Raw genomic sequence first — 12,893 nt, forward strand, 5'->3', positions numbered from 1 at the left:
GAGAATGAGCGTCAAGTTCGCCATTCGAGGTGAAAAACAGGGACACATCGGGACCAAAGAAGTTCCAAGGGTCAAGCCCCTGCCCGAACAATCCTGTAGCTTCCTTAATCCCAAGTATACCTTCGATTCCTTCGTTATTGGGGCGGGTAATAGATTTGCCCATGCCGCTGCTCTGGCCGTCGCCGAAAAACCATCTCAGGCCTATAACCCGCTTTTCATCTACGGTGGCGTCGGGCTCGGGAAAACCCATCTTCTTCAAGCCATCGGCCACTATGTCGCGCGCCACTATCCGCATTTGAAAGTGAAATATGTCTCCTCCGAGAAGTTCACCAATGACTTCATCAACTCGATCAGGGACAAGGATAAAATAGTTGGATTCCAAAAAAGATATAGGGATAACGATGTCCTTTTGGTCGACGATATCCAATTTTTAGAGAACAAAGAGGCCACTCAGGAAGAGTTCTTCCACACCTTCAACACCCTATACGAGGCAGGTAAGCAGATTGTAATCTCCAGTGATCGGCCTCCTAAAGACATAGCTACACTTGAGGCTAGGTTAATATCCCGGTTCGAATGGGGTCTTATAACCGACATCCAGCCACCGGACTTGGAGACAAGGATAGCCATCCTCCGCAAAAAGGCAGAGATACAAAGTTTGGAGATTCGCGATGAGGTTTTGGAGTACATAGCTTCAAAGATACAGTCCAATATCAGGGAGTTGGAGGGGGCACTGATTAGAATCATCGCTTACTCATCTTTAACTAAGAGCGAGATAAACCTGGGTCTTGCCCAAGAAGTACTGAAGGATATTTTCCCCGATGGTGAAAGCAGACCAATAACCATTCAAACCATTCAAGAAGAGGTATGTAAATACTATAACATCTCAAAGTTTGAATTGATAAGTGATAAAAGGTCACAGTCAATTGTCTATCCTAGACAAATCGGAATGTATTTAGCTCGGGAATTGACCGATTTGTCCTTACCAAAAATCGGGGAGAAATTTGGTGGAAGAGATCACACCACGGTATTGCATGCAAATTTGAAAATTGAAAAGCTCATCAACGAACAACGAGAGGTGTATAACCAAATACAGGAGCTAACAAATAGGATTAAACAGAAGACTTAATAAAGTTGTTTATTAGTTGTGTATAGAATGGTGAAAGGTGGGGAAAATTATTTTTTCTTCAAATCTTTAAGAATATTTTCATAGTTTTATCAACAAGCTACATTTCCATGGAGAGCTCTTATAAAGAGAATAATTCAACATATCCACAGAAATTATATCAATAAGATACTTTGAGATATACTAAGTACAAATAGTAAATCTATATTGCGGAGGGGGAATTCAAAATTGAGAATTAGAACCGCAAAAAGCAATCTTCTTGAAGCTGTACAAACAGCTTCAAGGGCAGTCTCGACCAGAAGTACATTACCCATCTTAAGTGGTATACTCCTTCGAACTCCTCATGTATCCGAAGGGCAGGGAGATAAGCTCTTTCTATGCTCAACAGATCTTGAGATTTCCATAAAATGTGAGGTCGATGTCACTGTACAATCCCCAGGCTCGATTGTCATTCCCGCTAGATTACTCACCGATATCATAAGAAATCTACCCGAGGCTACAATCGAGATGCATTTAGACTCCTCCAACCAGCTGAATATAACCTGTGGAAAATCCAAGTTTCTAATTAGAATTTTATCCCCTGAGGATTTTCCAAGATTTCCTGAGATCATACCAAAGGATGATTTCACCATCGAACCGGGAATATTATTGAATGTAATAAGGCAGGTTATTAAGGGTGTATCACGCGATGAGACCAGGCCGGTGCTCACAGGAGTCTTGGTAAATATTAAAGGAAACAGACTCAAAATGGTGGCCACCGATGGTTATAGATTGGCGGTAAGAGTTGCTGAAACGGGATCTTCATACGAATCTGATGACACAGAAAATCGAGAGAATGATGTGCTAAATGCAATCATTCCAGCGAGAACTCTTGATGAGCTAACTAAGATAATCTCCTCCCATCAGGATGAAATCAGCGAGGTAGGCATTAAAGCCACAGAAAATCAAATAATATTCAATTCAAACGTATCTACTAAAGCTGCTACGGACCGGAAGATAACTTTAATTTCCCGCTTAATAGAAGGGCAATTTCCTAACTACCAGCAACTCCTGCCGGAGGGCTACGAGCTACGGCTGGAAATAGAAAGGGACCAGTTTATCAATGCTTTGAGACGAGTCTCTCTCCTAGCGCAGAACAACCCAGTCAAGTTAAAAATAGATGATGAGCAAATGAAGATTTCCGCCATGACGTATGATGTCGGAGAAGCCATGGAGGAGATCGAGGTTAAAAATAGTGGTGGCGGAATGGAGATCGCCTTCAATCCTCAGTTTCTTCTCGATGGTCTGGTGAGTGTTGGGGAGGAAAAGGTAGCCTTTGAGATGACGAGCCCCATAAAACCCGCTCTTTTGAAGCCCTCCGGACCCGAGAATTTTCTGTATTTAATCATGCCCGTTCGATTAAGTTAAACCCGTTCGATTAAATTAAATTCAGTGGAAGAAGTCTTCTTAAAGAAGGGCACGAAGCTCGATCAGTTTTTAAAATTCTCTAATGTGGCCTCTACGGGCGGAGAGGCCAAGATCTTGGTCAAGAGCGGACGGATTAAAGTCAATGGTTATGTAGAGCTAAGAAGGGGCTACAAACTCAAACAGGGAGATGTAGTGGAAGTCGAAGGAGTTGGCTCCTTTTTTATTTGTTTTACCGAGAAGTGAGTGGGATGCATTTAAAAGCGATAGACCTCTTGAATTACAGGAACTACACAGAGCTCGGTTTGAATTTTTCACCCTCTCTCAATATCATCCTGGGGAACAATGCCAAAGGGAAGACGAATATTTTGGAGGCCATCCATCTTTTATCTTTGGGGAAGTCGCACAGAACCCGCTTAAATAGGGAACTAATCAACTGGGAGGCAACCTTTTCCTGTATCAGGGGGAAGGCAATGAAGGAGGGGAAGGAAACCTGCGTAGAGTTGATGATCGGAGAGGATGGTTTAAGCAGGATAAAAATAAATGGGGCGCTTAAGAGGAGAGTAGGCGATTTGATCGGCCACATAAACGTCGTTCTCTTTTGCCCTGAAGACCTAAAAATCGTCAAGGAGGGTCCGGAGTGGCGGAGAGGCTTCATCGATGATGTCATTAGCCCAGTCCATCCACAATACTACTTTTGGAGGCAGCGGTATTTGAGGGTGCTCAGGCAAAGGAATGCCCTCCTCAAACAAATTGCCATGCAACAGCGGCACCCAACTGCTCTCGATGTGTGGGATAAACATTTAATTGAGACCGGGACACGGATCATAATTCAAAGAGAGAGGATAATAAAAAGGCTATGCAAATATAGCAATGAAGCATATAGAAGGATGACCGGGGGAAAGGAGGGGGACAATCTACACCTAACCTATCTTTGCGAATTGATCGAGGATGAGCCGACCCTGGGGAAGATAAAGAACCACTTCGAATTGGAGCTTGAGGGGAAGAGAGAGTTGGAAATCGAGAGAGGGATGACCCTGGTTGGACCCCACCGAGATGACCTCTTAATCCAGGTAAACGGGGTTGATATGAGAACCTTTGGATCTCAGGGGGAGCAGAGAACATCCTCCCTGGCCTTAAGGCTCGGTCAATGGGAGCTCATTAGGGAGGAGACAAAGGATTTCCCCATCCTTCTCCTAGACGACGCCCTGTCCGAGCTCGATGAGAAGAGGCGAACATTTCTCATGGAGATGATCGAAGAAGATGCACAAACCATAATAACCAGCACAAACCTGGGTTATTTCGCACCACAGCATCTCAAAGACGCCAACCTCTTCAGAATAGAGGGAGAACAGGTGAGTCGGGATGTTTAAATCCATCCGGGAAATTTTAAACGAAACCATGGACAACCTTAAAATAAAGAAGAAAATTGAGCAAGGCCTGAGCTTAACCATTTGGAGCAGGGTGGTTGGAGAGGAGATTTTCCATAATGCCCGACCCTACCTCATCAAAAATGGAATTTTATTCGTTTCCACAACATCTCCCATGTGGGCTCATGAACTGAGCTTCATCAAGCCGGACCTACTCAGAGCCCTCAATAATTACCTGAAGAAGGAGGTAGTTAAGGACATTAGATTCCAACCTAAGGGGGTGGATGAGGCGAAAGGCTTCACCGATTCGAATTTGGGGGAAGCAGGCATGGGGCACGGAGACCCCCTACGGGTCTGTGGGACGCCCGGGGAGATAGAACTCTCCGAAAGCGATATAAAGGAGATTGAAGCCGCCGTTAAAGCCGTATCCGACGAAAGACTAAGAGGGAAACTCACGAAAATCTTAATTTTGGATAAAAAGTTCAACATATCCCGATTGCGGAGGGGGTTTAAGCCCTGCACCAAGTGCGGGAGGCTTTACAAACCGGAGCCCACTGGTCCAGGCAGCTCCACCTGCCGGACGGGCAGGGAGAGAAGTTTATGTACGCTTTGTATTTTAAGCGAAAAATAGCCAAGACCAGCCCAAACATGATATAATAAGCTCATCTTGTGCTCCAGCAGCCATTTTAAAGTTCAAAGTAAGGCGGAAAGGAGATATCGGTGAAAAAAGAAAACCCGTCTAGAAAATTCACTTATACCGCCAAAGATATCACCGTGCTTGAGGGCCTAGAAGCGGTGCGCAAGCGCCCAAGTATGTACATCGGGAGTACGGGACCGCGGGGGCTTCACCACCTGGTCTACGAGGTCGTCGACAATAGCATAGACGAAGCCCTGGCGGGTTTCTGCCGGAACATTAAGGTGACCATTCACCCCAACAATTCGGTGAAGGTCATTGACGACGGGAGGGGTATTCCCGTAGAGAATCTCCCAAAATATAATCGACCCGCCGTGGAGATAGTTCTCACCTACCTCCATGCTGGAGGAAAATTTGGAGGCAAGGGCTATAGGGTCTCCGGGGGGCTTCATGGTATCGGGCTTTCCGTGGTCAATGCCCTGTCAAAGTGGCTACTCGTGGAAGTCAGAAGAGGCGGCAAAATCTTCCAACAAAGATATGAACGCGGAAAACCTGTAACTGACCTTAAAGCCGCTGGTAAATGTAAAAGCACCGGGACGACCATAACCTTCCTTCCAGACGATGAGATTTTCGAAGAAATGGATTTTAAATTCGACACAATAGCCCAGAGGATGAAGGAAACGGCCTTCCTGACCAAGGGACTTAAAATCGAGCTCATCGATGAGCGCGTCGATCCCCCAGAACGAGCCCGATACATTTATCACGGCGGAATAATTGACTTCGTGAAACACCTCAACGCCAATAAAGATCCTCTCCACAAGAAGGTAATTTACTTTGAGTCCATGGGAGATGGCGCTCACGTCGAGGTTGCCATGCAATACAATATGGGATATACCGAAAGCATCTTCACCTTCGCCAATAATATCAACACCCATGAGGGCGGGACACATCTCATCGGTTTTAAAAATGCCCTGACCAGGACGATAAATGATTATGCCAGGGCGAAGGGCTTTCTCAAGGAAAAGGAGGAGAATCTATCCGGGGAAGATATCCGCGAGGGGCTCACGGCGATCGTCAGCGTCAAGCTCCTGGAACCACAGTTTGAGGGACAAACTAAAACCAAGCTGGGAAATACGGAGATCAGAAGTTTTGTGGAAAATACTGTAGCCACAAAGCTGGGGGAGTTTTTAGAGGAGAACCCGAAGGAAGCCAAAGCCATCGTGAGCAAAGCCATCGCCGCTGCTCGGTCCAGGGAGGCGGCAAGAAAGGCGAGGGAACTCACCCGCCGCAAGAGTTTTTTGGAGACCACCTCGCTCCCCGGGAAGCTGGCTGACTGTTCCTTGAGAGACCCCGCCCTAACTGAAATATTCCTCGTGGAAGGAGATTCCGCGGGAGGTTCGGCAAAACAGGCTAGGGATAAGAGCTTCCAGGCGATCCTCCCCCTGAAAGGGAAAATCCTCAACGTAGAAAAGGCTCGCTTGAACAAAATCCTGAATAATGATGAGATCCAGGCTATAATCACCGCTCTGGGAACGGGAATTGGAGAGGATTTCGATATCAACAATGCCAGGTATCGCAAGGCCATAATCCTAGCCGATGCTGACGTTGATGGTGCCCACATCAGGACGTTGATTTTGACCTTTTTCTACCGCTACATGCTTCCGCTCATTGAAGCAGGCTACGTTTATATCGCCCAACCTCCTCTTTACAAGGTCTGTTATAACAATACGGATTATTACGCCCATAGCGAAGTCGAGCTAAATAAATTGCTTAAGAAAGTGGGGAGGGGAGCCAGCGTCCAGCGATATAAGGGATTGGGAGAGATGAACCCACAGCAGCTCTGGGAGACGACCATGAATCCTAAGACCCGTACCCTTCTTAAGGTAACCCTCGAGGATGCCATCCTGGCGGATGAGATTTTCACTACCCTCATGGGCGATAAGGTCGAGCCCAGAAGGGAATTCATCCAGAAATACGCCAAAGATGTAAGGTTTTTGGATATATAAACCGGCGGAATCTAGGAATTAAAACCCATTTTTGGGAGATGGTTTTTGCATGCCGGAAAACCGAGCCCTATCTGAAAATTTGGCCAAGAAGCTCATTCCCAGAGAAATTGAAGAGGAGATGAAGAGCTCGTATATAGATTACGCCATGAGCGTAATCGTGGGTAGAGCTCTACCCGATGTCCGCGATGGGCTCAAGCCGGTGCATCGTCGTATCCTATATGCCATGTACGATATGGGAATGACCCCCGGTAGGCCATACAAAAAATGCGCCCGCATTGTCGGGGAGGTCTTGGGTAAATACCATCCCCATGGAGATATGGCCGTTTACGATAGCCTCGTTCGAATGGCTCAGGATTTTTCCTGTCGATACGAACTCATCGACGGGCATGGCAACTTCGGATCCGTCGATGGGGATAGCCCAGCTGCCATGCGCTACACAGAGGCCAGGCTATCCTCCCTGGCTATGGAGCTCCTCCGAGATATCGATAAGAACACCGTGGACTCCGTTCCCAACTTCGATGATACCCTAACAGAACCCGCCGTTTTGCCCTCTCGATTTCCAAATTTGTTGGTAAATGGATCTTCGGGCATCGCCGTGGGTATGGCCACGAATATTCCCCCTCACAATTTAGGAGAGGTCATAGATGGGATAATCATGACCATCGATAATCCGGGGGTAACCACCGGTGAGCTAATGAGGGTGATAAAGGGACCGGACTTCCCCACGGGGGGAATGATCATGGGCAGAAAGGGGATAAGGGATGCCTATGAGACCGGACGCGGGAGCATAAGGGTGAGGGGAAAGGCGTGCGTGGAAAAAGTTAAAGGAGGAAGAGCGCGCATAGTCATCACCGAAATCCCCTTCCAGGTCAATAAAGCTCGGCTCGCGGAGAAGATCGCCGAGTTGGTCAGGGAGAGAAAACTACAGGAGGTAATCGATCTCAGAGACGAATCAGACAGAAGTGGTATGCGCCTGACCCTGGAGCTCAAACGCGAGGCCATTCCCCAGGTCGTCTTGAATAAACTGTATAAACACACCCAAACCGAGGTCACCTTCGGGGTAATCATGCTCGCCTTGGTAAATGGTGTTCCAAGGACTTTAAACCTGGTGGAAATCATCAGGCACTATATCGATCATCAAAGGGAAGTTGTGATCCGACGCACCAGGTTCGAATTGGACAAGGCGGAAACCAGAGCCCACATCCTCGAAGGCTTACTCGTAGCCCTCAAAAATTTGGATGAGGTAATAAGGATCATTCGCCGATCCAAAACCGCTGAGCAAGCCAAGAAGAGATTAATCCAAAAGTTCAGGTTAAGCCCGGAGCAATCCCAGGCTATTTTGGATATGAGGCTTCAGCGATTGGTCGCTCTGGAACGGGAGAAGATCGAAACCGAGCACAAAGAACTTCTGGCTAAGATAGAACATTTGAAGGGTATTCTGGCCGACGAGAGGAAGGTGCTCGAACTCATAAAAAAAGAGCTCCAAGAGATAAGGAAGAGACACAGCGATGAGCGGCGGACTCGAATCAGCAGTGTTGCTCCCCAGTTGAGCATCGAAGATCTCATCGCGGAGGAGGAGATGGTCGTAACCATCACCCATTCCGGATATGTGAAGCGCCTCCCCGTGGCCACCTATAGAAAACAGCGACGGGGCGGAAAGGGAGTCCTGGGGATGAATTTAAAGGAGGGCGACTTCGTTGAACACCTCTTCATCTCCTCAACCCATCACTATGTTCTATTCTTCTCAAATAAAGGGAAAGTCTACCGGCTCAAAGTTCATGAGCTCCCCCTGGGCTCGCGCACCTCAAAAGGGCAGTCGATCGTGAACATCCTTCCCTTCCGCACCGATGAGAGGATAGCCGCGGTCATTGCCACCAGGGAATTCGATGAGGATAGATACGTGATCATGGCCACCAAGAGGGGACTTGTGAAAAAAACTCGCCTGAGGGAGTATGATACTACCCGAAGGGATGGAATTATTGCTATTATTTTAAGGGGCGAAGATGAACTCATCAGCGTAAAGCTCACAAAGGGGGAAGAAGACGCCATCCTGGTGACCAGGAACGGGCAGGCCATAAGGTTCAGCGAGAAAGATGTAAGGCCCATGGGACGTGCGGCAAGCGGGGTGAGGGGAATAAGACTTAAGCCCGGCGATGAGGTTTTGGGCATGGATATCGCCATTGAGAATGTAGATTTATTCGTGGTCACAGAGCATGGCTATGGAAAGAGAACCCCCATCTTTAAATATCCCCGACAAGGCAGAGGGGGGAAGGGAGTAAGGACCCTAAAGACCGTTTCCACCAGAGGGAAGCTAGCTGGAGTCAAGGTGGTCAAAGAGGATCATGAACTGATGGTGGTATCAAGCGAGGGCAATGTGATTAGGGTTCCAGCGAGGGGAATTCCAAGACAGGGAAGGAACACACAGGGAGTAAAGATCATGAACTTGGGAGGCGAGGATAAGGTAAGCGCTTTAGCAAAGGTAGTGGTAAGCAAGGGCAAGAATAGGAGGAAACAGTGAAGCCCTTTGAAATTCTAGATCACACGGCGGACATCGGTCTTAAAGCCTATGGCACAACCCTCAAAGAAGCCTTCGAGAATGCTGCAATGGGTATGTTTTCCATCATGACGGACCTCGACAAGGTACAACCAAAGGAAACCTTTAAGGTGGATATCGCCGCGGAGGACAGAGAGACCCTCCTTGTGGAGTGGTTGAATGAGCTCCTCTATCTTTTCGATGTCGAACGGATCCTCTTCAACCGATTCGAGATAACCGATTGGGATGAGCGGCATTTTCTCAAAGCTACGATTCAGGGCGAGCAGATAGACCTGAACCGTCACGACATCGAAATTCAAATTAAGGCCTGCACTTATCATATGTTGAAAGTGGAAAGGAACGAAATTTGGACGATACAGGTAATCTTCGACGTCTGATTGGATGATAATCGTCATCGACAAAGTTGGGAGGGTAATTAATGGCTGGAGTGTGGGAAAAGGTTAATCCGTATTGTTACAAGATATCACAGACCTACCGCAAGGGAATGCGAGTTCCCGGCATCATTTATGCTGACGATGAGCTGATCCACATGGCGGAGAGAGACAGGGCGTTAGAACAAGTCATAAACGTGGCTTTCCTTCCGGGCATCGTAAAGGCCTCCTATGCCATGCCCGACATTCATTGGGGCTATGGATTCCCCATCGGAGGAGTAGCGGCCATGAATGTTGAAAGTGGAGTAATCTCCCCAGGCGGAGTGGGGTACGATATCAGCTGCGGCGTCAGGCTCTTAAGAACAAACCTGATCGCCAAGGATGTTTTGCCTATGATGGGTTCCCTGATGCACGAACTTTCCAGGAATATCCCCAAGGGCGTGGGGAGCAGAGGCAAGATTAAGGTTAGCCGGAGGGAAATGGAAGAGCTCATGACCAAGGGTGTTAAGTGGGCCATAAGGAAGGGCTATGGTTGGGAGGAGGATGCAGAGTTCACGGAAGAGGGAGGATGCCTTCAGGGGGCTGATCCGAGCAAGGTTAGCAGTCGAGCCTTTCAAAGAGGCCTCGATCAACCCGGTACCCTGGGGGCGGGAAATCACTTCTTAGAGACCCAGGAGGTTGTCGAGGTCTACGACGAGAGGTTAGCCGACGCCCTCGGCTTATATAAGGGTCAACTTACGGTGATGATCCATTCCGGTTCTCGGGGAGTGGGACATCAAATTTGCACCGACTACATCAAGGTCATGGATAGGGCAGTCAGAGAATTTGGAATCGATTTGCCTGACAGACAGCTCGGTTGCGCTCCCATCACATCCCAGGAGGGGAAGGACTACTATGCTGCCATGGCCTGTGCCGTTAATTATGCCCTGACGAATAGGCATTGCCTGGCCCACTGGGTCAGGCAATCATTCGAATACATCTTCAGGAAAAGCGCCCAATCTTTGGGGATGGGTGTGGTTTACGATGTCTCTCACAACATCGCCAAATTTGAGGAGCACGAAGTCGATGGCAGGAAGATGAAGCTCTGCGTGCACAGAAAGGGAGCCACCAGAGCCTTCGGGCCGGGTCATCCGGATATACCCAAGGTTTACCGAGATATTGGACAACCCGTGATCATCCCCGGGGATATGGGGACTTGCTCTTACGTGCTGGTGGGTACCGCAAGGGCGATGACCGAGGTCTTCGGTTCAACTTGCCATGGAGCCGGTCGTGTTATGAGCAGGAGCAAGGCAAAGAGGCAGATTCGAGGGGACATGCTCAAACGAGAGCTGGAGGAGAAGGGAATCGTGATAGTGGCTGGGCATATCTCTCTACTCGCAGAAGAGGCCCCTCAAGCCTACAAGGATGTGAGCAAAGTGGTGGAAATTTGCCACGGAGCCGGTCTGTCCAAGAAGGTGGCAAAGTTAAAACCGCTTGGAGTTTTAAAGGGTTAAAACCATTTCAAGTAGTGTAATGAGTACTGATAGATGGACAATCATTTTCTGGATCTCCTTAATTACCCTGGTGCTTTCAATCTTGCTGGCACCCCGTGGGTGCTCATCCGTTAAGGGAAATGCCGAAATCGATTTGAAGGGGAACCTCTCCATAAATTTAGTTTCCGATCAATCCATCTCCCCGAAGGCGCAGAAAAGAATTCGGAGCGAACTCCTCCTCCAAAATTTCATTGAAAAGGACTGGGCCTTTATAACCTTTTACGAGTGCAATGTAGAGGCTGATTTAACGTCCTTTCCGATGCAGCAAGAGGCTCCGATATTTCTGACCATCAAGGTTCCCGGTGAAATTACCTCCTCAAATGCGCAAAGGATCGAAGGCAACACAGCCATTTGGGGTCTGAACCTGGGACATAGCTACGACCTTAAACTAACCTCGCGTCACATTCGCTGGTGGCTGGTAGTGTTAGTTGCTTTATCCATTATTTCTCTGATTTCAAGCTGGTTCGCTCTCAGGAGGGGCTAAAATAGGGTGGGTTGATCGAATTCTTCAGTTTTACTCTTGAGCTGGTTTGAGAAATGGTGGGCTTTGCGAGCGGGCTCCGGAAGCCGATATCCCTGACAACACTTGAGCACGAAATCCACGGCTGTGGGCAGGTCTATTTTGAATCCTATGGAAACGAAGACTGGTTCCACGTCTTTTCTCGTTCGAACTACGGCCCCTATTTCTCTCTCATCCTTTATTAAAGGAGAGACCGATCCCCTCTCTCGTCCTGGCTCATCATATTCTCCCACTAAAACTGTTTTGGCCACGCCGATGGAGGGTTTATCCAAAAGCATGCCCATATGCGTGGCAATTCCTATTCCTCTGGGATGGGCAATTCCTTGACCATCGAACATCACTAAATCCGGCTCCCGTTCTATCTGTTCGAAAGTCTTTATTAGTGCTGGACCTTCTCGAAAGACTAAAAGACCGGGCACATAGGGGAAAGTCGCGGGGAGGATTGCTTCTTTCTCTTCTAATATTTGAAGCTCCGGAAAGGAGAAGACGATAACCGCTGCATAAATCATATTTTCTTTTTTAGAGTAGGAAACATCTGCTCCGGCGATTTTTTTAACGCCGGATATTTCGGGGGCATTTTCCATCACGATCCTGCTCCGCAGATGATTTTGAATCTGCATGGCTTCCTTTGGACTCACGTTCCAGGGGTGAAGCTTAAGAACTTTCATATCTCTTCCTCAAATTCGAATTCAAAATTTCCTTGAAAGCGGGAACACATGAAACGAAGTGATTTTTAGATCCTCCTACGAATCTGCAGGACTGCCTGGGGCAGCTACTCTTTAAAGTCCTCGGGGCTGACGTGATCCAAAAATTCTCTAAATCTTTGGATCTCCTCTTCTTCCCCGGCCTCACTGACTATGGAGGCTTTTTGCATCACCTTTTCGGAGGCGAAAATGGGTACTTTCACTCGTACCGCTAAAGCGATGGCATCGCTCGGTCGGGCATCAATTTCAAAACAGCAAGAATTCCTGATTAAATGTATGCGTGCGTAGAACGTTCCTTCTTTAAGATCGTTAATGACAATGCGGGTTACCTTGGCATTCAAGCTTTCAATCACCGATTTTAAGAGGTCGTGAGTGAGGGGGCGGGAGGGTTTTATTCCTTGAATTTCCATGAGTATGGAAGTGGCTTCAAACTGTCCGATCCAAATGGGAAGGAATTTCTTCGCTTCTATATCTTTTAGGATTATTACCGGTTGATTCGTTATAGCATCCAAGTTCACTCCATGCACCTGCATCTCCAACATAATAACCACTCCAAAATTTATATACCCAAATTGCCTCGTTTGTAAATCAAAGCATAACAGAAAAAATGGTTTTTTAAAACCCCGAAATGGGAATTGATAGCGTTCTAACAATTGGTGATTCGCCCTTCGGAAC

At 47.7% G+C, this 12,893-nt stretch carries 12 protein-coding genes; 10 read left to right on the forward strand and 2 right to left on the reverse strand.

The features are described from left to right. From dnaA to AB1466_07110, 10 genes are all read left to right on the forward strand, one after another. Positions 1–1,126: chromosomal replication initiator protein DnaA (gene dnaA, locus AB1466_07065; protein MEW6189844.1), on the forward strand; the 1,126-nt coding region annotated here is incomplete at its 5' end. Between the two features lie 225 nt (positions 1,127–1,351). Continuing rightward, positions 1,352–2,530 (forward strand): DNA polymerase III subunit beta, encoded by a 1,179-nt coding sequence (gene dnaN, locus AB1466_07070; GenBank protein ID MEW6189845.1) that lies wholly within the window; start codon positions 1,352–1,354, stop codon positions 2,528–2,530. A 24-nt stretch (positions 2,531–2,554) separates the two neighbouring features. Further along, the gene (locus tag AB1466_07075) at positions 2,555–2,773 is read left to right on the forward strand and encodes an RNA-binding S4 domain-containing protein (protein ID MEW6189846.1); all 219 of its coding nucleotides are present in this window, start codon (positions 2,555–2,557) and stop codon (positions 2,771–2,773) included. Between the two features lie 5 nt (positions 2,774–2,778). Further along, positions 2,779–3,900 (forward strand): DNA replication/repair protein RecF, encoded by a 1,122-nt coding sequence (recF, locus tag AB1466_07080; protein MEW6189847.1) that lies wholly within the window; start codon positions 2,779–2,781, stop codon positions 3,898–3,900. Next, positions 3,893–4,528, forward strand: a complete 636-nt coding sequence (locus tag AB1466_07085; GenBank protein MEW6189848.1) for a DUF721 domain-containing protein — start codon at positions 3,893–3,895, stop codon at positions 4,526–4,528. Before recF ends, AB1466_07085 begins: the two co-directional genes overlap by 8 nt. Positions 4,529–4,617: 89 nt before the next feature. Next, complete coding sequence (gyrB, locus tag AB1466_07090) at positions 4,618–6,537, forward strand: DNA topoisomerase (ATP-hydrolyzing) subunit B (protein MEW6189849.1); 1,920 nt, start codon at positions 4,618–4,620, stop codon at positions 6,535–6,537. Between the two features lie 49 nt (positions 6,538–6,586). Next, positions 6,587–9,055, forward strand: a complete 2,469-nt coding sequence (gyrA, locus tag AB1466_07095) for a DNA gyrase subunit A (protein MEW6189850.1) — start codon at positions 6,587–6,589, stop codon at positions 9,053–9,055. Continuing rightward, positions 9,052–9,468 carry an archease gene (locus AB1466_07100; GenBank protein ID MEW6189851.1) on the forward strand — a complete coding sequence of 139 codons (417 nt, stop codon included), beginning with the start codon at positions 9,052–9,054 and terminating at the stop codon, positions 9,466–9,468. Before gyrA ends, AB1466_07100 begins: the two co-directional genes overlap by 4 nt. Positions 9,469–9,509: 41 nt before the next feature. Further along, the gene (locus AB1466_07105) at positions 9,510–10,955 is read left to right on the forward strand and encodes an RtcB family protein (protein ID MEW6189852.1); all 1,446 of its coding nucleotides are present in this window, start codon (positions 9,510–9,512) and stop codon (positions 10,953–10,955) included. A 19-nt stretch (positions 10,956–10,974) separates the two neighbouring features. Further along, entirely contained in the window at positions 10,975–11,478 is a 504-nt protein-coding gene (locus AB1466_07110; protein ID MEW6189853.1) for a hypothetical protein, read from the forward strand. Here the strand turns inward: AB1466_07110 and nfi are convergent. Both nfi and AB1466_07120 read right to left on the reverse strand, forming a co-directional pair. Then, complete coding sequence (nfi, locus tag AB1466_07115) at positions 11,475–12,182, reverse strand: deoxyribonuclease V (protein ID MEW6189854.1); 708 nt, start codon at positions 12,180–12,182, stop codon at positions 11,475–11,477. The genes AB1466_07110 and nfi overlap by 4 nt on opposite strands. Positions 12,183–12,286: 104 nt before the next feature. After that, positions 12,287–12,760: a bifunctional nuclease family protein gene (locus tag AB1466_07120; protein MEW6189855.1), complete on the reverse strand. Its 474-nt coding sequence runs from the start codon at positions 12,758–12,760 to the stop codon at positions 12,287–12,289. Positions 12,761–12,893: the final 133 nt, after the last annotated feature.

The organism is Actinomycetota bacterium, from assembly GCA_040755895.1.
Classification (GTDB): Bacteria; Actinomycetota; Aquicultoria; order Subteraquimicrobiales; family Subteraquimicrobiaceae; genus Subteraquimicrobium.

Coding starts and splice junctions, on each gene's coding strand:
- gyrA (MEW6189850.1), top strand. CDS start 6,587: ATGCCGGAAAACCGAGCCCTATCTGAAAATTTGGCCAAGAAGCTCATT.
- AB1466_07120 (MEW6189855.1), bottom strand. CDS start 12,760: ATGTTGGAGATGCAGGTGCATGGAGTGAACTTGGATGCTATAACGAAT.
- AB1466_07085 (MEW6189848.1), top strand. CDS start 3,893: ATGTTTAAATCCATCCGGGAAATTTTAAACGAAACCATGGACAACCTT.
- AB1466_07110 (MEW6189853.1), top strand. CDS start 10,975: ATGAGTACTGATAGATGGACAATCATTTTCTGGATCTCCTTAATTACC.
- recF (MEW6189847.1), top strand. CDS start 2,779: ATGCATTTAAAAGCGATAGACCTCTTGAATTACAGGAACTACACAGAG.
- nfi (MEW6189854.1), bottom strand. CDS start 12,182: ATGAAAGTTCTTAAGCTTCACCCCTGGAACGTGAGTCCAAAGGAAGCC.
- AB1466_07105 (MEW6189852.1), top strand. CDS start 9,510: ATGGCTGGAGTGTGGGAAAAGGTTAATCCGTATTGTTACAAGATATCA.